The following is a 24,423-nucleotide window of genomic DNA, read 5'->3' as shown; positions in this document are numbered from 1 at the left end:
AAATTAATGTCTAAAACGAATTTAATAGTATTTGGCACTCGCCCCGAAGCCATAAAAATGGCGCCCTTGGTCCAAAAATTTTTAAAGAACAAAAATTTTGTTACCAAAGTTTGCGTTACTGCCCAACATCGCGAAATGCTTGACCAAGTGCTGGATTTCTTCGAAATTATTCCAGATTTTGACCTCGACTTAATGCGCCCCAATCAAAATCTTTACTCCTTGACTGCCACAATAATCGAAAACATGAAGCCTGTCTTGGATGAGGTAAAACCAGACTATGTATATGTTCATGGAGATACAACAACATCTATGGCTGTTGGCATTGCAGCCTTTTACAGTGGCGCAAAAATATGTCATGTCGAGGCAGGTTTACGAACTTTTGACCGCCAATATCCCTTCCCGGAAGAATTCAACCGTCAGCTTACGGGAAAAATTGCCGATTACCATTTCGCACCCACGCAGCTTTCCAAGAAAAATCTTTTAACTGAAAATACCAAAGAGCAAAATATTTTGGTTACAGGTAATACGGTTATTGATGCCCTGCTTTATGGCATTGAAAAAGTAAATACTGAAAATTTTAAGGATGCAGAAATTGAAAATTTAAAAACTATTTTAAATTTTCAGAAAAAAATTATACTTGTAACTGGCCATCGCAGGGAAAATCACGGGGACGGACTTATAAATATTTGCGCTGCGTTAAAAACAATCGCAGAGAACAATCCCGATGTTGAAATAATATATCCGGTACATTTAAACCCGAATGTAGTTGGTCCAGTCCATGAATTACTTAGCGGAGTCGAAAATATCCATCTCGTATCACCATTAGCCTATCCCGCATTTATATGGTTGATGGAAAAATCATACCTAATCATTACCGATAGTGGTGGAATTCAAGAGGAAGCACCTAGTTTAGGAAAACCTGTATTGGTAACCCGCACAACCACCGAACGCCCTGAAGCGGTGGATGAAGGAACAGTGCTTTTGGTAGGAACGGATAAAAGTAGAATTGTAACTGAAACCGAAAAACTATTGAATAATATAGAATACTATAACGCTATGAGTATGTTGCACAATCCCTATGGCGATGGAAAATCAACAGAACGAATCGTAAATTTTATTGAACAATTATAACATGGAAAATAAACCCACAGTGGTAATGATGGGCTTGGGCTATATAGGCCTGCCCACTGCAGCACTGATAGCGAGCAAAGGATTAAATGTTACAGGTGTTGATATTTCTCAGCGTGTAGTAAATACTATAAATGAAGGGAAAATTCACATAGTGGAACCAGATCTTGATGGCCTGGTTCACCATGTGGTTAAGCAAGGCTACCTTAAAGCTTCAACGAAGCCCCTAAAGGCAGATGTTTATTTGATAGCTGTTCCAACCCCTTTTAAAGAGAATCACACCCCAGATATTTCTTATGTGGAAAGCGCGGTCAATAATATAATTCCTACCCTTCAAAAGGGAGCTTTGGTTATTTTGGAATCTACAAGCCCCGTTGGCACTACCCATAAAATACAAGAAATAATTTTTAATAAACGTCCCGATTTAAAAGGCGAAATTTTCATTGCCTATTGTCCCGAGCGTGTATTGCCTGGAAATGTGATATATGAATTGGAACAGAATGATCGTGCAATAGGTGGGGTTGACGAAGCTTCCACTGAAAAAGCTGTTGGCTTTTATAAACATTTTGTAAAAGGCGAACTTCACAAAACAAATTCACAAACCGCTGAAATGTGCAAATTGGTTGAAAACTCCTCTCGCGACGTACAAATTGCCTTTGCCAATGAACTTTCTATGATTTGTGATAAAGCGAATATTAATGTTTGGGAATTGATCCGTTTGGCCAATAAACATCCGCGCGTAAACATTTTGCAACCCGGAACAGGCGTTGGCGGCCACTGTATCGCGGTAGATCCTTGGTTTATTGTTTCTGAATTTCCGGAAGAAGCAAAAATAATCCGCTCCGCCCGCGAAATCAATAATTACAAAACAGAGTGGGCCATTGAAAAAGTTAAAAATGCGGCTCTTCAATTTAAAATTGAAAATGGAAGGGATGCAGTAATAGCTTGTATGGGACTTGCCTTTAAGCCTAATATTGACGATTTAAGAGAATCTCCCGCCCTTCATGTTGCGGAGCAATTGCAAACAGATGGTTATAAAGTTTTGTTTGTGGAGCCCAACCTAGAATCTCATGATAAGTTTAATTTAACATCATTATCAGATGCTAAAGCAACATCTGACATTATGGTGTTTTTGGTAGCGCATAAAGAATTTAAAGGGTTTAATGGAGAAATCCAGATGCAGGTTTTGGATTTTTGCGGTGTGAGAAATTGATTTTTATTCTTTTAAGAATTAAATTAAAATCAATAAAAATTACTTGTTAAGAATACATTTATGAATATTAAAAGTACACTTAGCGGTAAAGATAACATCCTCAAAAAGGGATTAACTTCCACTATAATAAAGGTATTTGGAGCACTTGCCAACTATGCCTTATCCTATTTAATAGCTCAAAAATATGGTGCAGAAGGAAATGGGGCTTTTGCATTATTCCTTACCTACACTGTAATCCTAAGTACTGTTTTATATTTTGGATTGGATGTTTTTTTAGTAAAACAAGTTTCCATCTTAATGAAAGATTTTTTTCTCGGCGACATAAAAAATCTCTATTATAAAATACTCAAGAGCTATCTCGTCCCTATAAGTATTGGAATATTATTTACTGCCTACGCACTCTATTTATATTTTAATGAGTTTATCTTTGTAATGGTAGGCTTGGGTCTTGTAATTAATGTATTTATTGACATAAATAGCGCGGTTTTTAGAGGAATGAAAAAAGCTGAATGGTACAGTTTTTTTACACAATTATCAAAACACTTTGTTACAGTAATCCTATTTTTATTACCAATCTTTGAAGGAAATCAAGATGAAATAATTTTCATTTATTTATTAAGCCTTCTTCTAAATGCAATATTTTCTTTTGTATTATTAAGAATAAATTTCAATAAGTTTTCTAATTATACTAAAACATCGGAACGAACAGCTTACTCCTTATTAGAAATATTTAAAAGTTCCAAAGAATTTTTCTTCTCCTCCATACTAATTATTACACTTCTTTGGGTAGATTTCATTATTATTGACATTTATCTCGATGAAGATCAAGCAGGCATATACAGTGTTGCATTAAAATTATCCAATTTAGTGACCTTTAGCTTTTTAGCCTTTAATGCTTTTTTAGCTCCAAGAATTTCTGAAATTTATGCCGAAGGAGATACTAAAAAACTTCAAATGGTATTGACACAAAATTTTATTTTAGTACTTCCATTATTGTTTGTGCCCACTTTAATAATTCTTTTATTTAGCAAACAATTACTAGGTTTTTTCGGCAGTGAATTTGAAAATGGCTGGATTGTGCTTTTATTGCTCACTGCGGCACAATTTATAAATGGTATTTTGGGTCCAGTAAGTTTATTATTGCAAATGACCAACTACCAAAGGCTTTTTCAGAATATACTTTTGTCAACATTTGTAATCAAATTAATTTTGGCTTTTACTTTGGTAAACTTATGGGGTATAAATGGCATTGCTCTTGCCAGTTTTATTGGAATAAGTCTATGGACAATAGCCGGAAGCTACTTTATCTATAAAAAATTATATGTTTTATCTTGGTTTAGTATAAACGATCTTAAAACCTTATATCATCAATATATTAAATAAAGAATTTTTTAATTACCAAATGAATAGATTAATTCTGTTTGATAATCAATTTTCTTAAATGATCAAAAAAAGGTGGTGAATAATCTAGTAATAAAAAAAACAACTTTATTGAGCTTTTCAATATGGTTGTTGGCGGTGGCTTTTGTTATATTCTATTTCACGGATGGACTCGGTAAAATACTACAAAGAGGAGGGTCTGGATTTTATAGATACAGTGCATTTTTAAAGGGGTTTTTTGAAATAGTGGTTTTAATTTTTTCGCTAATCGCATTAAATAGATCCAAGATTAATATCCTTATAAGTATTGTCATCCTTTTATTTGGATTTTTCATAGGGCAATTCTTTTTAAGTCTAAATTTTGAAAATCTCCTATTTTATGAAAATTTCAACACTCTTTTTAAATATTTTTTTCCTTTAATAGTTGCATTAGCCGCTTTAGATATATTAAGCTTTAATCATTATCCACTTAAAATATTTAAATTTTATAGGTTTATTATCATACTTAATAGTTGTCTAATAGTCATAGGATTTTTATTTGATATTGAAGTTTTAAGTACTTATAGTGGTCCCTGGAGATTTGGTTTTGATGGACTTATTTTTGCACAGAATGAAGCATCTTACATATTTATATTTGCAGTTACTACGGTTTATTATAGGAGATTCTATCTAAATATTAAAGAATATTTTTTCTGGATAGTTATAATACCCTCCATTATAGTAGCTACTAAAGCTGTTTATCTATATTTAATTTTACTTTTTCTCTTTCATCTTTTTAAGAGAGTTTCTTTAAAAAATATTTTGACTTTTGGAATTTCTTTTTTGATTTTCGGTTATTTTTTATTCAGTTCTGCTATAAACAGGATTTTTATTAATTCATACAATATATTTATGTATATGTATGAAAGAGAAGGGCTTTGGGGAGCTTTACTTTCAGGCAGAGGAGCATATATTAGAGAGAAACTGAAACCGTTGATTTTTGAAGAGTGGACTATTCCAAATTTTATTTTTGGCGGACAGGATGTAGTTAGTCATTATATTGAAATGGGCTTTATAGATCTTTTTCTTTTCTTTGGCATTTTCGGAAGTATTCTATATCTATATATTTTTTATAATATTTTTAAAATGATTTCATTTCCGAAAGATTTTAAACTATTTTTTGGAATTTCCCTTGCTATTATTATTGCAACAGCTGGCCACTTTTTTGAGAGCGGTATTGCCGGCCTACATTTCATTTTTTTGCTCTTAATAAATAGAAACCTCAGCAAAAAACTACATAATGTTTGAAGCGCTTATATATAGACTAATCAATATTGTTTTTAATAGACCCATTCTTAAAATAAAATTAAAAAAAGTGGGGTCAAATTTCAAATTTGGCTATAGATCAGAAATTAAAAACCCTCAATATTTTTCTATTGGAAATAATTTTTATTCGGGACCGTACGGCTATTTCGTAACAAATAAATACATTCCTGTATTTATTGGCGACGATATAATGTTTGGACCATTTTGTAAAATATTTGGGGGTGATCACGATCTTCGATATGCTGAAAAACATATACGTTTTGCCCCAGAAATGAAAGTAGAGAATACTAAGATAGAAATAGAAAATGGGGTATGGATTGGCGCTAACACAACTATATTATCCAATGCTTTTATTAGTGAAGGGGCGGTGATTGCCAGTGGAGCAGTAGTAAATGGCTTTGTCCCTCCCTTTTGTATTGCATTTGGAGTGCCAGCAAAACGCTATAAAAGAAGATTTGATGATAAGGAACTTAATGCCGTTTTGGCAAACGTAAATAGCAAATACACTTTAACGGAAATAAAGGAAATTTATAAATCAGCTGGAATTGGGTAAAAATAGAAAACTTTTGGTCTATGGCGCTGCCGCCGCATCGATTGGCTATATATTTTCAATCGCAACCGGCTCTATTGGGTTGTTTTTATTTATCGGTTTTTGGCTTCTCAATTTTAAAAACTTAAATTTTAAAAACATATTAAAATGGAATAATCTTTATTTGCTGAGCTTGTTTTTCTTAATCTTAATATTAGAAATTTTCTATTCAGTCGATTTAAACCAAGGACAAAAAGACATAGTGAGGCACCTTCCTTTTATAGTATTTCCATTAATTTTTACTACTATTAAGCCATTCCAAAGGAAGGAACGAGTTTTAATAATTAAAATATTTATTCATTCAGTGACCATCTTTTTTACAATTTGTCTGGCTACTGCAATTATTAGACAAATAGGTTTTTGGGGGCGTGGGGGCATTTTTAATTGGTATTATTTTTATAGGTATGATTTCTTGGAAGTATTTGACCAACACCCTACTTATTTATCAATGTTTACATTGTTGTCATTAAGTTTTTTCTTATTTCTAAGAAAGCAATTAACATACCCCAATAAGCTTTTTTACATAATTGGCTTGATTCAAGGAATAGCTATTATTTTATATGGAAGTAGGATTGGATATATCATTTTCTTTATAATTATGGGGTTATATTTTTTCAAAAATGTTGTGTCAAGAAAAGGTTCGAACAGAATTAGATACATTGCAATTTATAGTCTTTCTTTAATAGCAATAGCTGTTATAGCTTTTAATATCCCAATTGTTAAAGAAAGAGTCTTATATACTATAGGATATGAATATGATTATAAATTTAATAATAAAGAATTTATACAGAATAATGCCCCTGAAGAACAAGGAAGATTATTGCTTTGGCAGGATGCTTTAGATTTGATTAAGGATCGTCCTATTTTTGGGTACGGTACAGGATCTGCCAGAGAAGTATTACTTCAAAAATATAAGGAAGAAAATCACACTTTGTTTTGGGAAAAGCGTTTTAATGCACATAATAGTTATTTGGAATTAGTATTAAGCGGAGGCATTGTACTGCTAATTTCCTATTTATTACTACTACTAATTTTATTACTGAACAGCTTTAAAAAAGACGACCTAGTTTTACTTTCCTTCACCTTGATTATTACAATTACCTCAATAACTGAAACGCTCTTTATAGCACAGGGAATCATTTTCCTGTCATTTTTTTATTGTTTTTTTCTAACTAAAACAAATGAAGAATAAAGACCTAGCCATATTTGGACCATACCCGCCTCCACTAGGCGGCATCTCTGTACATATAAAAAGACTTGAATATTATTTAAAAAGGGCAGAAATTGATTATACCGTTTACAATCATGGATTTACTCAAGAGGAAAATATAATCGCTACAAGAAAGAAACCAATATGGTATCTGAAACTTTTATTCCTAAAAAAATACAAAGCGTTTCATTTCCACCAATTCTTTTATTTTCATTTTATTTATTATTGGCTCTTTTCTCTTTTAAGAAGTGAGAACATCATTGTTACGATTCATTCTGAAAGACTTTTAAATTATTCAGGATTAAAACTTAAAATAGCGCTGTTTTTTTTGTCCAAGACAAAGAGATTGACCCTTATTTCGGTATCTAAAAATTTAAAGGGATTTTTAGACAGTAATGGAATTTCTACCATATTTCTCCCGGCTTATGTTCCACCTAATCTAATAAATGAAAAGACTGTAGTCTCTCACAAACAGATCTTCCTTTTTAGTGTATGGAAATTCAATAAAAAACTTGCTACGGAAATTTACAACGTTCCACTTGCCTTCACTTTTTTAAAGAAAAACAAAGCAAAATTTAAGATGCTATTTCTAATCGGTAATGAACTCGATTCAGACAAGGAGTTTTTAAGAAATATGATTGATGATTATTCGATTGAAAATGATTTAGAAGTGATATACAATGAAAACCTAATTGATTATGTAAAACAATGTAAGTTTTTGTTACGCCCCAATTTATCGGATGGTTATGGAGTTTCCATTCAAGAAGCAATGGATTTGGGAGTTCCAGCAGTAGCTAGTGATGTTTGTGAAAGACCCGTGGGTGCAGTCCTTTTTAAAGATAACGATCTCGAAGATCTTTCAAAGAAAGTAGAATATGTTTTAAATACCCCTAAAACGGAAATCTTGAAGCAAAAAGAAGAACTTACGTATCATGAAACTTTAATGGTTATTTATTTAGAAAATTTAAAAGAGCTTAAATAAATTATTATGTTAAAAACGATAATTTGTCTATAGAATTTACATATTATACAATCTAATTTTAGATTTTAATAAACTTTTTAGTATCGTTCCTTCCATCTATTGAAACCACTACAAAATATAAACCTGAAGCCAATTCAGAAACGTTGATACTAGATGCTGTAGTTTCTTTAAGCAGTTTACCATTTGTAGAGAATATCTTTAAGAAATCAACAGCATCTTTACTGTTTACTGTCAAAACATCTTTTACAGGATTTGGATTTATGTTAAAATCACCGCTAGTAAATTCTGTTAAGCCTAAAGGCGATTCAGTCAATTCTACAATAGAAAAATTATAATATCCCCGCCCAGGACAAGGGCTCCAAGAACTTCCGGCAATAACATAATTTCCTTCATTATTCTGGATTACGGATTTTGGCGTATCCCAATCTACACCTCCAATTGATTTTTCCCACTCTAGTTCTCCGATATTATTAAGTTTTATTACCCAATAATCATATCTACCATAATTTTGTGTAACATCACCATCATTAGATTCTGAAATACCTCCTACAACAAATCCATCGTCAATAGTTTTCACAATAGATACCGCCATTTCTAAACCACTTCCACCATATGATTTTTCCCATAAAATATCTCCATTAATATCTACTTTTACAATCCAAAAATCCTCATAGCCGTTATTAATAGAAACATCCCCATCTATAGATTGGCTATAACCAGCTAAAATGGAACTTCCATCTGCCATTTCTTGGATTGACAAACCTCCCTCATGCGAAGTACCACCCATTGTCTTATTTAATATTACTTCTCCCGTAGCATTAAGTTTAACAAACCACAAATCATACCCTCCATGATTGCTCAAAATATCTCCATCATTTGAGTAAGTGTTACCAACAATTACATAATCGCCGTCATTCGTTTGGCGAACAGAGCGAAATTCATCGTAGTGCGAACCCCCGAGGGAAATTTCCCATTCAACAGCACCATTTTCATTTATTTTTAAGGCCCAACCATCTGATAAACCTTTGTTTTCTGAAAGATCTCCATCATTTGAAAATGAACTACCAACAACTATGTACCCCCCATCCGTAGTTATTTGAATGGATTCAGCATGATCACCAAATGTGCCTCCATAAGACTTTTCCCATACTATATTTGCCAATTCGTCGAGCTTAACTATCCAAAAGTCATATTCTCCATGATTAAATGAAACATCTCCATCAGAAGATGCTGATCTACCAGCCAAAATATACCCCCCGTCTGGGGTTAATTCTATCGAGCTAATATTTTCACTCCAGTAACCACCAAATGATTTTTCCCATTCTAAAATGCCAGACGAATTAAGCTTTACAATCCAATAATCCTCTAAGTTAATATGGGCTGTAATGTCTCCATCATCTGATTCTGAGAATCCTGCAACTATATACCCGCCGTCTGGTGTTTGTCTAATCGAACCAACTTCATCGTCCCATGTACCACCATAACAATGCTGCCAAACTAAGGAAATATCTTGCGAATAAATATTATTTGTTAAGAAACAAGAGTTAAGAGAAAACAGCCTTTCATAAGAATAAATTTTTTGTAAAGATATCATTTTCAGAGGTAATTATATAAAATAACCTTTTTTATGCTATCAGCTTTAAAAGATTGTAAACTCTAGCATTTTGCATAAAAGCCCTTACTTTTGGACCAAAATTCGCGATAATGAAACAAGTAATCCAGAACTACCCTTCTCAAGCCACATTTAACTATGGCAGAACTTATACATTTGAATATTTAATGCGTTAATTATAATAAAAATGAATTGCACAGCCAAATATTAAGATTGTAATGAAAGTGTTGTATCCAATAAAGTTATAAAAAAATAGCCGACGATAATATTCTTGAGGTTTTAAGAATTTCTCCTTTCTTAAAAAACCTTACTTTTGCACCAAATTTCACGATAATGAAACAAGTAATCCAAAACTTTAAAACGGGAGAATTATATGTAGATGAAGTCCCAAACCCATCCATTTCGGAAAACATGGTACTGGTAGAGAACAAATTTTCGCTGATAAGCGCAGGAACTGAAAGAGGTACCGTAAAAGTTGGGAAAGCCAATCTTATAGGCAAAGCCAAACAACGCCCCGACCTTGTTGCGCAAGTACTTCAAAATATAAAAAAAGAAGGTCTAAAAGCGACCATAGATAAAGTAAAAACCAAACTTGATTCATTAAAAGCTCTTGGCTACAGTACTGCTGGCGTTGTTGCCGCTTCTATGGACAGCAATCGTAAATTCAAGCCAGGAGATCGTGTTGCTTGTGCGGGACAGGATTATGCCTCGCATGCTGAGGTAGTTGCTATTCCACAAAACTTGGTAGTTAAAATCCCAGATAATGTTTCTTTTGAAGAAGCAAGTTTTACTACGTTGGGCGCAATCGCCTTACAGGGCGTACGCCAAGCAGAACCCAGATTGGGCGATAAGGTTTGTGTAATCGGTCTCGGACTTTTAGGTCAGCTTACCGTGCAATTATTAAAAGCAAACGGCTGCCGTGTTTTTGGTGTGGATCTTTCCAAAAACTTGGTTGACCTCGCCATAAAAAGTGGGGCGGATGCCGCAATGTTGCGAAGCGATTCAAACTTAAATACAGCAATAGATAATTTTACTGATGGCCATGGTTTTGACAGTGTGATTATCACAGCCGCTGCGCCAAGCAACGACCCCATTGAGCTTTCCGCAGTAATAAGCCGTAAAAAAGGAAAAGTTATTATAGTGGGCGCCGTAAAGATGGACATTCCCCGCGACCCAGATTTTTATAGAAAGGAACTTGAACTGAAAATGTCTTGTTCTTACGGCCCAGGACGATATGATACTGTTTATGAAGAAGATGGTGTTGACTATCCTTTTGCATACGTGCGCTACACCGAGCAGCGCAATATGGAAACCTTTTTGGACCTTATTTCGCAAGGAACAGTAAAACTTAAAGACCTTATCACGCATACTTTTGACATTTCTGAAGCTGAAAAAGCGTACGACATTGTTTTGGGCAAAGTAGAAGAACCACATATTGGTATTCTTCTGTCCTATCCTGAAAGTGAGACGAAAAAAACATCGCTTGTTTCAGTAAAGTCAAATGCCATTTCAACTGTAAACATCGGTTTCATTGGCGCGGGTAGTTTTGCACAGAGCTATTTGATTCCTTATACTAAGAAAGAGGGAGCGTCTCTAGATACGGTTGTGACAACCAAGGGAATTACTGCGAAAAACGTTGCTTCAAAGTTCGGATTTAACAATGCCTCTTCCGATGCGCAGGATGTAATCAACAATAGCAAAATAAACACGGTTTTCATTGCAACGCCACACAACAGCCACGCTTCATACACTATGGAGGTTTTGAAAGCAGGAAAAAATGTTTTCGTTGAGAAGCCCTTGGCGATGAATTATGACGAACTAGAGGAGGTTAAAAAGGTTTATTCGGAAAACAACCAAAAATTAATGGTCGGCTTCAACCGAAGATTTTCCCCAATTGCTGAAAAGATAAAGTCCGAATTTGCCGGTAATGGCGAACCAAAAGTGGTGAACATTCGTATAAATGCAGGCTTTATTCCAAAGGATCATTGGACACAGAACAAAAATATTGGCGGCGGAAGAATTATTGGTGAAATGTGCCATTTTATTGATTTGATGCAATATTTTACTGATGCAAAACCTGTAAAGGTTTATGCAGCTTCCATTAAATCGGACAATCAAAGCTTAACAACTGAAGATAATATTTCTATTACCGTTTCCTTTAGCGATGGTTCTATCGGGAATCTTTTATATCTTGGCAATGGCGACAAATCGCTTCCAAAAGAATTGATTGAAGTTTTTAGTGGTGGAAAAGTGGGTAGAATCCACGATTTCAGAAAAGGGGATATCCACAAAGGCAACAAACAGATAAAACTGAAATTGGACGGCAAAGGCCACAAACAGGAAGTTGAAGCCTTTTTAAAATCCTTAAAACAAAATACCGAAGCCCCAATTCCTTTTGAATCCATATACCTAACTACAATTACAACTTTTAAAATCTTAGATTCACTTACAACGGGATTACCGCAGGATATAATCAATTGATAAATGGAATTCTTGAATATTAATTCTTTTCCACGTTATTTTTCTTCATTAAAAATTAGTGAAAAAGTATTTATAATTCTTTTCCTTATCAATTTTCTGTTTTTGTTGTTTTTTGGTAGAGAATACTCAAAATTACAATTAACAGATACCTTCTACATACAAGATGTTTTTTATGGATTAATTGCTCTTTCGTCCTTTTTTTTCAAACCTTCTCTTAGATTAAAATCAATTGAAGTTCTAATTGTATTGACGTTATTATATTTAGCTTTCTCCTTAATAAAATATAATCCTGAAGTTCCCATTCCGCTTTATTTTCGACAGTTCATGCTCTTTGGATATATGGCGGGCACTTATTTTATCGTAAAAGCCATATTTAATTTTAAGAATGGATCTACTTTATTATATCAAAGTATTGTTTTTATAGCTTTTCTGTCAATATTGTTACAAATTTTTTATTCCTGTTATTATCTTAGTTATTATAATGAACTCCCATTTTTTGAAAGGAATTATTTTTCTCCAATTATTGTTTTAGGAGTTATTGTTACTGGAGCCTTTATTTTGAATAGATATAAAGGTCTTAAGATGCAGATTCTTTATCTATTAATTCTAATAATTTCATTTACAATAGGGCATGATTCTGCATATTTGGCAATAATTATTATGTATGCAGCCTTTTACTTTTTAAAGGCGCATAAGAGGCTTAAAATAGTTATTTCGGTCTTGTTAATTCTTTGCTTAGTATTATTATCGGTTTTGGCTCCAGGTTTTTCAGATGTTAATATGAGTTGGCGAATCATTTACTGGAGAGATATTTCCATGTCAATGTTAAATAACGGAAGTCTTTTTTATGGAAACGGTTTTGGAGTTCCCTATTTAAATGAAGATAGCGTTGAAATACTTAACAATCTATTTAAACATCTAGGAGACTGGACAGTTTTTTCCTCCCCGGAAAAAATATTTATCGTACCACCGCATAACTCATTTATAACAATGATATTTCATTTGGGAATACTAAGCATTTTACTATTATTGTATCCTCTTAAAAACTTTTTATTTAATAGAACTAATTGCAGATATAATCAAAAAGAGATTTTTCTTTTTATCGCATTTTTAGGATTATCCGTTTGGGCATTTTTTAATGTGATTTTGGAATTGCCACATTCGGCATCCTATTATTGGTTAGTCTTTTTTGCATTGGGTTTTATATTAAAACACGATAAAGGGATAATTGAAAATTATGCGTCAGGAATGGATACAACTAATATTCATAATAGTTTCCAAAAATTGAAATCCTATTGCGAAAAGGAAAACTTTAAAGGTTGGGACCCCTATGATGGTTTGAACAGTAAATTGTTCCAATCGATTCCTGTAATTTCAAAAAGCCGTTTTTTTAGACTTGCGTGGATTCAGATATTTAAAAGAAGCCCAATTAATTTACGCCAAATTACTTCCGTAGAAAAAGGGTATAATGCGAAGGGACTCGGTCTTTTTATCACGGGGTATTGCAATCTTTATAAAACGGACCCCAAATCTGAATATCTCGATAAAATTAATCAACTTTCATCACAAGTAATTAATATGCAATCTGAAGGCTATTCAGGCGCTTGCTGGGGATATAATTTTGACTGGCAGGCTCGTGCTTTCTTTCAACCCAAAGGAATGCCTACGGTAGTTGCAACTACTTTTATCACGGAAGCTTTACTAGAAGCTTATAAAATCACAAATAACGAAGCATATTTGGAAGTTGCAATAAGTGCAACGCAATTTATTTTAAAGGACTTAAACAGAACCTATGATGAAAAAGGCAATTTTTCATTTTCCTATTCACCATTGGATAAAACCCAAGTTTTTAATGCTTCATTGCTTGGTGCTAAATTATTGAGTTTGGTATATGAGTTTACCAAAGATGAAAATTTAATTGCCGAAGCTCGTAAAGCAGTTCAGTATGCTGTTGATTTTCAACAAGAAAATGGTGCTTGGGCCTATGGTACTTTGCCGTATCATCAATGGGTAGATAATTTTCATACTGGCTACAATCTGGAATGTATTTATATCTACCAAAAAATATCTGGGGATAGTTCTTTTTCAGAACCTATTGAAAAAGGATTGGATTATTTTTTAAAAACCTTTTTTACCGAAGAAGGAATTTCAAAATATTATAACAACTCAGTTTTTCCGATAGATATTCACGCACCTGCGCAATTGGTTGTAACTTTGAGCAAGTTGGAAGTTTTCGAAGAAAACAAAGAATTAATTGATCGTGTTTTGAATTGGACCATTGAAAATATGCAATCCGAAAAAGGGTTTTTCCAATATCAAAAGAATAAATATTTCAATTCAAACATTCCTTATATGAGATGGGCGCAGGCCTGGATGTTTTACGCATTTTCATACTATTTTTTAGAAACACATGAATACTAGAATTCAAATTCTAAACACCACTATAGATAACCTCTCCATGCAGGAAACCCTTGCCTTGGTTGAAGAAAAAATACAAACTGGTGAGCAAGTACATCACGTAGTGGTAAACGCCGGAAAAGTTGTAGCAATGCAAAAGGATGCAGAACTGCGCCACAGCGTCAACCAAAGTCACATTATTAACGCTGATGGACAAGCAGTAGTTTGGGCTTCACGTTTTTTAGGGAAACCACTTAAAGAACGCGTTGCGGGAATAGACCTAATGGCAAGCCTAGTGGAAATGGCACATAAAAACAACAACAAAATCTTCCTTTTTGGCGCTAAGGAAGAAGTGGTTAAAAACGTTGTTGACAAATACTCTGAAATTTACAGTCCCAACATCATTGCAGGTTATCGTAATGGTTATTTCAGCCCTTCTGAAGAGGAAGAAATTGCCCAACAGATAGCAGACAGCGGTACCCAAATGTTGTTTGTGGCCATCTCATCACCCATTAAGGAAAACTTTCTCTATAAATACCGCGAGACCCTTAAAGACGTAAATCTAATTATGGGCGTTGGCGGCAGTTTTGATGTAGTGGCAGGCAAAACTAAGCGTGCACCTATATGGATGCAAAAAGCGGGGCTGGAATGGTTTTATCGTTTTGCCCAAGAGCCGAGACGTATGTGGAAACGCTATTTGGTTGGTAATTCGAAGTTTATATATCTAGTGTTAAGGGAGCACTTTTCTAAAAAATAGAGGCGAATTACTCCATCATAAAAAATACCTCCACGGATACTCCATACCAAAGCCATAGCAAAGCCGTATCAAAGTCCTTAAATTGTAAGAAAACAGCCCTTTTTTCCTACAAATAAAATTTCTTCCATAACCTTCTAAATATTCTTGGCTTTGTAAATAAGAATTTACCTGAATATCTTGCCTCCCGTCCAAAATCTTCTATCTAAAATCCAATATCTCGCAAGAGTTTTCTATCTTCCCCTAAAATTTAAAACATATTTTTTTAAATAATGAGGATTCTGCTCTCCGCCATATACCCTTATGCTTTTTTGCTTTTATACCTTATTATTCCTTTTGATAATTATATTCGTGCCTTACCGAATATACTTTTAGCAATTTTGTTAATAGCCTTTCCATTTATTGTTAAAAAAGATGATTTCCAAAAGCTAAAATCGCTTCCTATTGTTATCTTTTTAGGTCTTTTTATTTATTTATTGATTGACTCCTTTGCTAGTGGCAGATTACCGGATGATTTCAATATTATTAAGAAAGTAATGATTGCCGTAGGTTTGGCTGTACTTTACATTCCCGTAGCTGATGCAAAAAAAATTAATAGCGCAATAATTTTTTCGTCCCTTGCGGCCATTCTTTTTTCGGTATATAATTTTGTGCTAATAACCGATGCCACTGGAAGTTTTGCGCTGGGCGACTCCCCACAGGTTATAGAATCTTTATTGATAGACAGGCTTTACCTAGGGCTACTCAGTACCTTTAGTATTTTGATTTCGTATAAGTCAATAAAAAAGAAATATCACCCAAATAACAATTATTATTTGGCAAATATTCTGATAAACGCCCTATTTATTGTCCTAATTTCCTCAAAAATTGCAGTAGTTTCGCTTTTCGTATTATTATTGATTAGACAGTTTTATGGCAAACGCAAAATATGGAAAGCCTTAATCGCGGTATTTGCCATATTTGCGGTCGTCAGCCTGTTTTATGTTATCAAAAACGAAAAATTTATTCAATCTAGCCAAAGAGAAAACCATAAAAATCCTCCAGCTTTTATTGAAAATTCAATGACTTATGAACTAAGGGCTGTTGTGTGGAATTGCGCCAAAAATATTATTTCAGACCAAGGCTTTTCTCTTACTGGAATTGGCTTTGACGCCACAAAAAATCAATTGGTTTCTTGTTATGAAGATCAAATAGTCAATTCGAAGAAGAAAGAAAAGTTCGTATCTCAACGCTATAACACTCATAATCAGTTTTTAGACTTTTATTTGAGTGCTGGTTTTATTGCATTGTTGGTGTTTTTGGTGTTTATAATATTCAGCTTTATAGCTACCCATAAAAAATTCTTTCCTATAGCTATGGTATCAATATTGGTAATGTACTGTATGGTTGAAAATCTGTTTCACAGACAAATTGGAGCATATTATGTGGGCTTCATTTTAATTGTATTAATGACAACTACCCAAACGAACAAAACAACAGAATAAAACCCTTATAAAAAGAATTTCAAATTGTACTTTTGCGCTTTAATAACAAACCCAACCTTTTCAATATTAGAAAAGAAAAAAGAAGATAAATGAAAATTTCAGTGATAGGAACAGGCTATGTAGGCCTTGTAACGGGGACCTGTTTGGCAGAAACAGGGAATGAAGTAATTTGTGTAGACATAGACGAAAGCAAAGTAGAAAAAATGCGCAATGGCATTGTACCGATTTATGAACCACATTTGGATGTTCTATTTGAAAGAAATATTAAAGCAAACCGTTTAAAGTTTACTACTTCTCTAGATGAAGGTTTAGCGCACGGAGATATTATTTTTTTAGCGCTCCCAACGCCGGAAGATGAAGACGGTTCTGCCGATCTTTCGTATGTTTTGAATGTTTCTGAAGAGATAGGTAAGAAAATAAAGGAATATAAAGTCATCGTTGATAAAAGTACTGTGCCCGTTGGTACCGCAGAAAAGGTACAGAGCGTAATCGCTAAAAATGCCTCTTGTGAATTTGATGTGGTTTCCAATCCTGAGTTTCTTCGTGAAGGCTTTGCAGTAGATGATTTTCTAAAGCCCGAACGCATTGTTGTGGGCTCCAGTAGTGAAAGAGCGACCGCACTAATGAAAAAGCTTTACAGTCCCTTTGTACGTTCTGGAAACCCTATAATTATAATGGACGAAAAATCTGCAGAGCTTACAAAATATGCAGCAAATTCATTTTTGGCAACCAAGATTACATTTATGAACGAAATAGCCAATTATTGTGAAAAAGTTGGCGCCGATGTAGATATGGTACGTGCTGGTATGGGTACCGATAGCCGCATTGGAAAGCGTTTTCTCTTCCCAGGAATTGGCTATGGCGGCTCTTGCTTCCCAAAGGACGTGAAAGCACTTCAAAAAGCCGGAAAAGACGAAAACTATAATTTCAAGATTTTAAATTCAGTAATTGAAATCAATTCCGCACAAAAAACAATCTTGCTTCCAAAGATTGAGAGTTATTTCAAAAATAACTTGAAAGGAAAAACCATCGCCCTTTGGGGATTGGCATTTAAACCTGAAACAGACGATATTCGTGAGGCCCCATCCATTGATATGATGGAAGCTTTGCTTGAAAAAGGCGCAAAAATTCAGGTCTTTGATCCTGAGGCAATGCCAAATATAGAAAAACGGTTCGGAAATAAACTTTTATATGCAGATTCTATGTATTCGGCACTTGAAGGAGCAGATGCGCTCTTAATCTGTACCGAATGGAGTATTTTCAGAACTCCTGACTATGGTAAATTAAGACAATTATTGAACAATCCAGTTGTTTTTGACGGTAGAAACTTATACAATGTAAATGATATGGAGGCTGAAGGATTTTCGTACGTTTCCGTAGGAAGAAAGACGGTTAACTTATGAAGAAACGTGTCCTAATAACCGGAGCTGCTGGATTTTTAGGCTCACACCTCTGCGATAAATTTATTGCCGAAGATTTTCATGTTATTGGGATGGATAACCTTATAACTGGTGATCTTAAAAACATTGCACATCTTTTTAAACTGGAAGCTTTCGAGTTTTATCACCACGACGTTACAAAATTTGTACATGTTCCCGGAAAGGTAGATTATATTCTTCATTTTGCTTCTCCAGCAAGCCCAATAGATTATTTGAAAATACCCATTCAAACCTTAAAAGTAGGCTCTCTAGGCACTCATAATCTTCTAGGATTGGCAAGGGAGAAAAAGGCTCGAATTCTTATTGCCTCAACATCTGAAGTTTATGGCGACCCACAGGTACATCCACAAACTGAAGAATATTTCGGAAACGTAAACACCATAGGCCCCCGTGGGGTTTATGATGAAGCAAAGCGTTTTCAGGAATCTATAACCATGGCCTATCATAGATTTCATGGATTGGAAACGCGAATTGCTCGAATTTTTAATACCTACGGACCACGTATGCGCCTTAACGATGGCCGTGTAATTCCTGCTTTTATAGGTCAAGCATTGCGAGATGAGGATTTAACTGTTTTTGGAGATGGTATGCAAACGCGTTCCTTCTGTTATGTAGATGATGAAGTGGAAGGGCTTTACCGCTTATTGATGAGTGATTACCCACTTCCAATTAACATTGGAAATCCTGAAGAAATAACCATTCTAGATTTTGCAAAGGAGATTGTAAAACTGACAGGAACTGAACAAAAAATTGTTTTTAAGCCTCTTCCGCAGGATGACCCAATGCAAAGAGAACCAGATATTTCAAAAGCTAAAGAGATCTTGGGGTGGGAGCCGAAAATTTCAAGGGAAGAAGGAATGAAAAAAACATTTGAATATTTTAAAAACCTTTCAAAAGAAGAACTTTTTAAAAGTGAACATAAAGATTTTTCAAAGCATATTAACAGATAGTAATTAAATGTTTAGAAGTGGAAGATATTCAGGATTTCTTAGGCCTATTTCATATGGAATAGATCTTTTCTTTATCCATTTTTTTGCTTTTGAATTTTTTGCAAATCCTTTCCCCTATTTCAATTATGTAGTTTTTTTAACCATTGCATGGCTGATCCTTTCTTTACGATTGGGATTTTATGAGATTTATCGCTTTACCCATTTATCTAAAATCATGTCGCTTATAGGGAAACAGGGTGTTGTTTTTCTATTGATTGTGTTTTCTTTTTTTGGTTTTTACAATGAGTTGACCACATCTGCATCCACAATTTTTAAATATATTTTTCTGGTAATGCTTTGTGTTACCATTGTAAAATTGGGTGTTTTCTTTCTCTTAAAAAAATATCGTTTACACTTAGGCGGAAACGTACGTAAAGTTGTGATTCTAGGGCTCAACCAAAAAACAGATCAGTTACGAAAGTTTTTTACTACTAATCCGGTTTATGGATATAAACTGTACAAAACCTTTGATTTAAAAGGACCTGATAAAGTTACTATTGAAGAGTGTATGGATTATATCCTCACTGAGGAAATAGATGAGGTATACTCTTCCGTGGCGGAAATCAATAATAAAGATTTATTAAAGCTTATTGATTTTGTTGACAACAACCTTAAGGTCTTAAAATTTCTTCCAGACAATAAAGAAATATATAGCAAAAAACTGGACTTTACATATTATGGAGTGCTTCCCATTCTTTCCATGCGGAAAATTCCTATGGATGAACCCTTTAATAAGTTCTTAAAGCGAAGTTTTGATATCATGCTTTCGCTTTTTGTTATTGTAGGGCTTTTATCCTGGCTTACACCAATTCTTGGATTGTTGATTAAATTGGAATCAAAAGGACCTGTATTCTTTAAACAAAAAAGAAACGGGCTAGATTATAAGGAGTTTTATTGCTATAAATTCCGTTCCATGAGACCCAACCCCATGGCACACTTGGAGCAAATAAGAAAAGGGGACGAACGCGTAACGCGTGTCGGTAAAATCATTAGAAAAACTAGCATTGATGAACTGCCACAGTTTATCAACGTGCTAAAAGGTGAAATGTCCGTTGTAGGGCCAAGACCGCATATGGTGAGCCATACACATATGTACGCAGAACGCATCGATAAATTTATGGTTCGCCATTTTATAAAACCGGGGATTACAGGATTGGCCCAGGTAAGTGGTTTTAGAGGTGAGGTTGAAGATGATAACCATATTATTAATAGAGTGAAATATGACATTTTTTACCTTGAAAACTGGAGCCTCTTTCTCGATATTAAAATTGTATTTCAAACCATCTACAACGCCCTTCGCGGTGAAGAAAAAGCGTATTAAATACTTTCTATCAAAGCAGTAAAACCTTCAAACTGTTTGTGAAAATTAAATGCGGAAACCGAATTCCGTTGGACATCCTCTTTCGGAAAAAGTTTTAAGTCCGTTACGGGAACGGTATTTATAAAATCCTGCAACGCCTTCAAATCATTTACTGGAACAACCCAGCCCAAAGATTCCTTTTTTACGATTTCCCCGCCTTCTCCACCCGCTGCATAAAGAACAGGTAACCCCAAGCGTGTATATTCAAATATTTTTGAGGGCACGGAACCGTAAATTCGTTTTATTAAAGGAATAAATGCAATGTCATAATTTTGCAATTCCCTGTGTAATTCATCTCTGCCCAATTCACCGTAAAAAGAAATATTCTCTTTCTTTAACTTTAGAATTTTTTCCATGTCGGGCCCTGCTCCATAAATGTGCAGACTCACATTCTTTGGAAATGAAATTCGTTGACAAATCCCGTAGATTCCCTGGGCAACTCCCAATAAACCTGCGTAAACAATCTTAATGTCATTTGAAGATCTGGTCTCTTGAATCTTAGGAATGCCGAAGTTTGGAACATTTCGATATAAAAAAGTTGGCTTCTTCACATAATTTGAAATATGCTGAAGAATTTCTTCAGATTGGCCAACAATCAATTCGGCATTCTTATAACAGAACTTTTCCATCTTCTGCAAAAGGGAATAATAGGTTCCTTTCTTTAAAATTCCCATTTCCAACCCAGCCAAAGGCCAAAGATCTGAAACATTCAGTATTATTTTTTTAGCGAACAAACGTCCCAAACAAACCGCTGTAAACCCTACAAAAACGGGAGAATATTGAACAAAAACTTTTTTAGGTGTTTTGGAAAAAATGAAGAATAAAATCAAGCTGAGCGAAAAAGAAACCATAGAGAGCAACCTCACAAATTTATTTGCAGAATTGCTGGGCCAAATCCACAATCGTTTTATTTTTCCAAAGGAAACAGCTTCAACTGAAGAGATTTTACCACTGTATTCACTAAAAACTTTTCCTGTTGGGTAATTTGGCAACGGGCAAACAACTGTTACCCTAAAATCGGCATCTCCCATTGCTTCTGCCAAGCTATAAATACGATTAGCTGCTGCGCCTCTTTCAGGAGGGAAATAGTTGGTTATTATAAGAATTTCCTTTTGCACGTTTTGAGGGAGATTAATTTTTAACCAACGAAACAAACTGCTTCAACTTTCCACTTGCAGATCTATCCAGCTGCGTTTTTCTGTGGAAGTTAAATGTCAATCCAGGCTCTAAAAATTGTTCAATTGTTTCTGTTATAGATTGCTTTTTTTCCTTCGTTAATACTTCTTTGCTTACATAATTTATTTCAAAAGTATCAATCTTTGTTTGAATCACTTTAAATTCCTGTATGTTTCCGCTCTCTTCCATTATCTTTTTGGTAATCACATAAAAAGTCATTCCCGCCGCTTTCTTTCCACTGGGAAGTGTCGCAAAATCATTTGTTCTTCCAACCAGCGTTTTTAGAATTGGTTTTTTAAACGTACTTTTTTCGCTTAGCGCCCCGTAATCACCAATTTCATAACGAATAAACGGATGTGCCTTGTTATGCAAAGAAGTTATTACAATTCGCCCTTCTTCACCCAAAGGAAGCGGTTTATCGGCTGCGTCCAAAATCTCCACAAAAAGCGTTTTGGAATCCACTTCCCATTCGCCGTGAGGGTTGGTAAAGGCAATCACACCCGCTTCCGAGCAGCCGTACTCATTCACAATTGGAACGCCCAACTGGCTTTCAAGCAAAATTTTATCATCCTCAAAAAGCATTTCGGATGTAACGATACACACCTTCAGCGTTGGACAGACATTTTTTAAGATTATGTTCTTTTCCTTCAAGTATTTCGCAAAGAGCACAATGCTACTGGTATAGCCGTTAATGTACTCAAATGGCTTTTGTTTATAGACTTTCAACATTTCATCGAGTGCGTTTTCCGAAAGGTCGTTTATGGAAAACCGATGCCGATGTGCTAAAAAATCCTTTACGCGTACCGTTTTATTTTTAACAGTATCCAAAGGAATTCCGTAATAACGGGCTTGCAACGAACTATTAAAATCTATGCCGTGCCGCCCAAATCGCTCCATATGGTATGCCCAGGTCATGGCGTGGCTGTATTTATTTTTTGCAAAGCGAATGGGGTTGCCGCTGGAACCCGAGGTTTTGTTTGTGTAGCAATTTTTTTCCGAAAAGTCTTTTGAAAGTCGCTCCTTCAGCGGAATTTGATAATCTGCTTTTTTCAAAATTGGAAGTGTTTCCCAAGTTGAAAAATCGCCCTTCACCTTCTGGCGATAAAAAGGGTTGTTTTTTAAATGATAGGTTACAATTTCGGCCCTTTTCGCTTTCAAAAATGCTTCGTAGCCTGCTTCTTTTATTCCAGAAATTTGATGCAATTCCTCCTTCGCCCCTTTTATAGGGAAACGTTTCAGAAAAAGGGAAATATCGAATAGTCTCAAAAGATGTTTTTCAATTAAGTTGAAACCAAAAAATTTCACAAAGCCAAATTCGCTTCAAATAAATTAGCGGTTCAAGGTACAAACAATTATTTTTGACACCGAAACAAAACATCTCAATTATGAATATTCTCATCCTTGGTTCCGGTGGCCGCGAACATACTTTTGCATATAAAATTGCACAGAGCAACCGCTGCGAAAAACTTTTCGTAGCCCCCGGAAATGCGGGAACTGCTTCTATAGCAACAAATGTAGATTTAAAAGTAACCGATTTTGAATGGGTGAAAAAATGCGTTGTTGAAAATAATATTGAAATGGTTGTAGTGGGCCCCGAAGATCCTTTGGTACACGGAATAGCCGATTATTTTGCCGAAACCGCGGAATTGAAAAATGTAATGCTCATAGGTCCCTCAAAACGCGGTGCTTTGCTGGAAGGCAGCAAACAGCGCGCAAAGGAATTTATGGTGCAGCACAACATACCCACGGCTGCGTATGAAAGTTTTACTGCAGAATCCTTGGAAGCGGGAAAATCTTTTTTGGAAAAATTGAATCCGCCCTATGTTTTGAAAGCAGACGGATTGGCTGCCGGCAAAGGTGTTTTGATTTTGAAGGATTTAAACGAAGCCAAACAAGAACTCGAAAACATGCTAACGCACAGTAAATTTGGCGAAGCGAGTTCCAAAGTGGTAATCGAAGAATTTTTGGATGGAATTGAACTCAGTGTTTTTGTACTTACCGATGGAAAAAACTACAAAATCCTTCCCACTGCAAAAGATTACAAACGCATAGGTGAAGGCGACACTGGTTTAAATACTGGTGGAATGGGCGCCGTTTCCCCAGTACCGTTTGCAGATGAGATTTTAATGAAAAAAATTGAAGACAGAATCGTTAAACCAACGGTGAACGGCCTTTCGGAAGAAAAGATAGACTACAAAGGCTTTGTGTTCATTGGCTTGATAAAAGTGGATAACGAACCCTACGTGATAGAATACAACGTGCGGATGGGCGATCCCGAAACCGAGGTTGTTTTGCCGCGCATTAAAACCGATCTGGTTGATTTATTGGAAGCTACCTACCATCAAAACTTGGGCAATTTCAACATTGAAATTGACGGTCGGGCCGCAACTACCGTAATGCTGGTTTCCGGAGGCTATCCCGAAGATTACGAAAAAGGAAAGGAAATTTCAGGTTTGGAAAATGTGGACGGTTCCATTGTTTTTCACGCAGGAACAAAATCTGAAAACGGCAAAACGCTAACCAATGGGGGTCGTGTTTTGGCCGTAACTTCTTTGGATGATGATTTCAGAAAAGCGCTAAAAAAATCCTATCAAAACATAGAAAAACTATCTTTTGACAGGATGCAGTATCGAAGCGACATAGGTTTTGACCTATAAAAAAATCAAGGATTTTCGTCGTACGTATATGTAATTTCAGTGTTCTCGTTAAAGTCGCGAAGTTTACCCAACCAATATATGAAAGCCGCAGCTCCAATCAACAAAAATATCCACGAAAAAATATTGGCAAGCCACCAGCTGTCAAGCTCAAGCTTCATCAATGCATCGTAAGGGATAAAAAGAAAATCTTCAAAAAGGGAAGCTATTCCTTCCCAAAAACCTTTCCAAGTCATATCTTTAATCTTTAGATGGCAAAAATATAAAATT

20 protein-coding genes are annotated in these 24,423 nt (G+C 35.0%); 15 read left to right on the top strand and 5 right to left on the bottom strand.

What is annotated here, in order from left to right:
• The first annotated feature begins 6 nt into the window (after positions 1 to 6).
• The 7 genes from wecB to AC58DT_RS07725 all read left to right on the top strand — a co-directional run bounded on the left by wecB (position 7) and on the right by AC58DT_RS07725 (position 7,807).
• Positions 7 to 1,131, top strand: a complete 1,125-nt coding sequence (gene wecB / locus AC58DT_RS07755) for a non-hydrolyzing UDP-N-acetylglucosamine 2-epimerase (protein ID WP_497216300.1) — start codon at positions 7 to 9, stop codon at positions 1,129 to 1,131.
• Position 1,132: 1 nt separating this feature from the next.
• Positions 1,133 to 2,341, top strand: a complete 1,209-nt coding sequence (gene wecC, locus AC58DT_RS07750) for a UDP-N-acetyl-D-mannosamine dehydrogenase (RefSeq protein WP_497216299.1) — start codon at positions 1,133 to 1,135, stop codon at positions 2,339 to 2,341.
• Positions 2,342 to 2,401: 60 nt separating this feature from the next.
• Positions 2,402 to 3,724 carry an oligosaccharide flippase family protein gene (locus AC58DT_RS07745; protein WP_497216298.1) on the top strand — a complete coding sequence of 441 codons (1,323 nt, stop codon included), beginning with the start codon at positions 2,402 to 2,404 and terminating at the stop codon, positions 3,722 to 3,724.
• A 75-nt stretch (positions 3,725 to 3,799) separates the two neighbouring features.
• Positions 3,800 to 5,008, top strand: coding sequence for a hypothetical protein (locus tag AC58DT_RS07740; RefSeq protein ID WP_497216297.1), 1,209 nt, complete (start codon positions 3,800 to 3,802; stop codon positions 5,006 to 5,008).
• Positions 5,001 to 5,579: an acyltransferase gene (locus AC58DT_RS07735; protein WP_497216296.1), complete on the top strand. Its 579-nt coding sequence runs from the start codon at positions 5,001 to 5,003 to the stop codon at positions 5,577 to 5,579. The genes AC58DT_RS07740 and AC58DT_RS07735 overlap by 8 nt, the downstream gene beginning before the upstream one ends.
• Complete coding sequence (locus AC58DT_RS07730) at positions 5,572 to 6,807, top strand: O-antigen ligase family protein (RefSeq protein ID WP_497216295.1); 1,236 nt, start codon at positions 5,572 to 5,574, stop codon at positions 6,805 to 6,807. The genes AC58DT_RS07735 and AC58DT_RS07730 overlap by 8 nt, the downstream gene beginning before the upstream one ends.
• Complete coding sequence (locus AC58DT_RS07725) at positions 6,797 to 7,807, top strand: glycosyltransferase (protein ID WP_497216294.1); 1,011 nt, start codon at positions 6,797 to 6,799, stop codon at positions 7,805 to 7,807. The genes AC58DT_RS07730 and AC58DT_RS07725 overlap by 11 nt, the downstream gene beginning before the upstream one ends.
• Before the next feature lie 58 nt (positions 7,808 to 7,865).
• Here the strand turns inward: AC58DT_RS07725 and AC58DT_RS07720 are convergent, their stop codons facing one another.
• A complete protein-coding gene (locus AC58DT_RS07720; protein WP_497216293.1) occupies positions 7,866 to 9,401 on the bottom strand; it encodes a T9SS type A sorting domain-containing protein in 1,536 nt (511 codons plus the stop codon).
• A gap of 351 nt (positions 9,402 to 9,752) precedes the next feature.
• Here AC58DT_RS07720 and AC58DT_RS07715 point away from each other — a divergent pair, with 351 nt between their 5' ends.
• Entirely contained in the window at positions 9,753 to 11,900 is a 2,148-nt protein-coding gene (locus AC58DT_RS07715; protein WP_497216292.1) for a bi-domain-containing oxidoreductase, read from the top strand.
• A 170-nt stretch (positions 11,901 to 12,070) separates the two neighbouring features.
• Here AC58DT_RS07715 and AC58DT_RS07710 read toward each other — a convergent pair whose 3' ends face one another.
• Positions 12,071 to 12,202: a hypothetical protein gene (locus AC58DT_RS07710; protein ID WP_497216291.1), complete on the bottom strand. Its 132-nt coding sequence runs from the start codon at positions 12,200 to 12,202 to the stop codon at positions 12,071 to 12,073.
• A 280-nt stretch (positions 12,203 to 12,482) separates the two neighbouring features.
• On the opposite strand from AC58DT_RS07710, the gene AC58DT_RS07705 reads away from it, so the two are divergent.
• The 6 genes from AC58DT_RS07705 to AC58DT_RS07680 all read left to right on the top strand — a co-directional run bounded on the left by AC58DT_RS07705 (position 12,483) and on the right by AC58DT_RS07680 (position 20,284).
• Complete coding sequence (locus AC58DT_RS07705; RefSeq protein WP_497216290.1) at positions 12,483 to 14,321, top strand: glycoside hydrolase family protein; 1,839 nt, start codon at positions 12,483 to 12,485, stop codon at positions 14,319 to 14,321.
• Positions 14,311 to 15,054, top strand: coding sequence for a WecB/TagA/CpsF family glycosyltransferase (locus AC58DT_RS07700; RefSeq protein ID WP_497216289.1), 744 nt, complete (start codon positions 14,311 to 14,313; stop codon positions 15,052 to 15,054). Before AC58DT_RS07705 ends, AC58DT_RS07700 begins: the two co-directional genes overlap by 11 nt.
• A 269-nt stretch (positions 15,055 to 15,323) precedes the next feature.
• Positions 15,324 to 16,535, top strand: coding sequence for an O-antigen ligase family protein (locus AC58DT_RS07695; protein WP_497216288.1), 1,212 nt, complete (start codon positions 15,324 to 15,326; stop codon positions 16,533 to 16,535).
• An 89-nt stretch (positions 16,536 to 16,624) separates the two neighbouring features.
• The gene (locus AC58DT_RS07690) at positions 16,625 to 17,938 is read left to right on the top strand and encodes a UDP-glucose dehydrogenase family protein (protein ID WP_497216287.1); all 1,314 of its coding nucleotides are present in this window, start codon (positions 16,625 to 16,627) and stop codon (positions 17,936 to 17,938) included.
• On the top strand, positions 17,935 to 18,924 hold the full coding sequence (locus AC58DT_RS07685) for a UDP-glucuronic acid decarboxylase family protein (RefSeq protein WP_497216286.1): 990 nt from the start codon (positions 17,935 to 17,937) through the stop codon (positions 18,922 to 18,924). The genes AC58DT_RS07690 and AC58DT_RS07685 overlap by 4 nt, the downstream gene beginning before the upstream one ends.
• A 7-nt stretch (positions 18,925 to 18,931) precedes the next feature.
• Complete coding sequence (locus AC58DT_RS07680) at positions 18,932 to 20,284, top strand: exopolysaccharide biosynthesis polyprenyl glycosylphosphotransferase (RefSeq protein WP_497216285.1); 1,353 nt, start codon at positions 18,932 to 18,934, stop codon at positions 20,282 to 20,284.
• Here AC58DT_RS07680 and AC58DT_RS07675 read toward each other — a convergent pair.
• Both AC58DT_RS07675 and AC58DT_RS07670 read right to left on the bottom strand, forming a co-directional pair.
• Entirely contained in the window at positions 20,281 to 21,441 is a 1,161-nt protein-coding gene (locus AC58DT_RS07675; protein ID WP_497216284.1) for a glycosyltransferase family 4 protein, read from the bottom strand. The genes AC58DT_RS07680 and AC58DT_RS07675 overlap by 4 nt on opposite strands.
• 13 nt (positions 21,442 to 21,454) lie before the next feature.
• Positions 21,455 to 22,765, bottom strand: coding sequence for a phenylacetate--CoA ligase family protein (locus AC58DT_RS07670; RefSeq protein WP_497216283.1), 1,311 nt, complete (start codon positions 22,763 to 22,765; stop codon positions 21,455 to 21,457).
• A gap of 119 nt (positions 22,766 to 22,884) precedes the next feature.
• Between AC58DT_RS07670 and purD the strand changes: the two genes are divergently transcribed.
• Positions 22,885 to 24,156, top strand: a complete 1,272-nt coding sequence (purD, locus tag AC58DT_RS07665; RefSeq protein ID WP_497216282.1) for a phosphoribosylamine--glycine ligase — start codon at positions 22,885 to 22,887, stop codon at positions 24,154 to 24,156.
• 5 nt (positions 24,157 to 24,161) lie between these two features.
• Here the strand turns inward: purD and AC58DT_RS07660 are convergent, their stop codons facing one another.
• Entirely contained in the window at positions 24,162 to 24,389 is a 228-nt protein-coding gene (locus tag AC58DT_RS07660; RefSeq protein WP_497216281.1) for a DUF6341 family protein, read from the bottom strand.
• Positions 24,390 to 24,423 lie beyond the last annotated feature (34 nt).

It is taken from the genome of Aequorivita sp. CRS11 (assembly GCF_059693805.1).
The sequence above is the reverse complement of the archived record's forward strand: the minus strand, read 5'-3'. Positions and strand labels throughout refer to the sequence as shown.

Excerpts from the sequence above, each read along its gene's own strand:
- wecB (WP_497216300.1), top strand. The coding sequence starts at position 7 with ATGTCTAAAACGAATTTAATAGTATTTGGCACTCGCCCCGAAGCCATA.
- wecC (WP_497216299.1), top strand. The coding sequence starts at position 1,133 with ATGGAAAATAAACCCACAGTGGTAATGATGGGCTTGGGCTATATAGGC.
- AC58DT_RS07745 (WP_497216298.1), top strand. The coding sequence starts at position 2,402 with ATGAATATTAAAAGTACACTTAGCGGTAAAGATAACATCCTCAAAAAG.
- AC58DT_RS07735 (WP_497216296.1), top strand. The coding sequence starts at position 5,001 with ATGTTTGAAGCGCTTATATATAGACTAATCAATATTGTTTTTAATAGA.
- AC58DT_RS07725 (WP_497216294.1), top strand. The coding sequence starts at position 6,797 with ATGAAGAATAAAGACCTAGCCATATTTGGACCATACCCGCCTCCACTA.
- AC58DT_RS07720 (WP_497216293.1), bottom strand. The coding sequence starts at position 9,401 with ATGATATCTTTACAAAAAATTTATTCTTATGAAAGGCTGTTTTCTCTT.
- AC58DT_RS07715 (WP_497216292.1), top strand. The coding sequence starts at position 9,753 with ATGAAACAAGTAATCCAAAACTTTAAAACGGGAGAATTATATGTAGAT.
- AC58DT_RS07710 (WP_497216291.1), bottom strand. The coding sequence starts at position 12,202 with ATGGGAACTTCAGGATTATATTTTATTAAGGAGAAAGCTAAATATAAT.
- AC58DT_RS07705 (WP_497216290.1), top strand. The coding sequence starts at position 12,483 with ATGCAGATTCTTTATCTATTAATTCTAATAATTTCATTTACAATAGGG.
- AC58DT_RS07700 (WP_497216289.1), top strand. The coding sequence starts at position 14,311 with ATGAATACTAGAATTCAAATTCTAAACACCACTATAGATAACCTCTCC.
- AC58DT_RS07695 (WP_497216288.1), top strand. The coding sequence starts at position 15,324 with ATGAGGATTCTGCTCTCCGCCATATACCCTTATGCTTTTTTGCTTTTA.
- AC58DT_RS07690 (WP_497216287.1), top strand. The coding sequence starts at position 16,625 with ATGAAAATTTCAGTGATAGGAACAGGCTATGTAGGCCTTGTAACGGGG.
- AC58DT_RS07685 (WP_497216286.1), top strand. The coding sequence starts at position 17,935 with ATGAAGAAACGTGTCCTAATAACCGGAGCTGCTGGATTTTTAGGCTCA.
- AC58DT_RS07680 (WP_497216285.1), top strand. The coding sequence starts at position 18,932 with ATGTTTAGAAGTGGAAGATATTCAGGATTTCTTAGGCCTATTTCATAT.
- purD (WP_497216282.1), top strand. The coding sequence starts at position 22,885 with ATGAATATTCTCATCCTTGGTTCCGGTGGCCGCGAACATACTTTTGCA.
- AC58DT_RS07660 (WP_497216281.1), bottom strand. The coding sequence starts at position 24,389 with ATGACTTGGAAAGGTTTTTGGGAAGGAATAGCTTCCCTTTTTGAAGAT.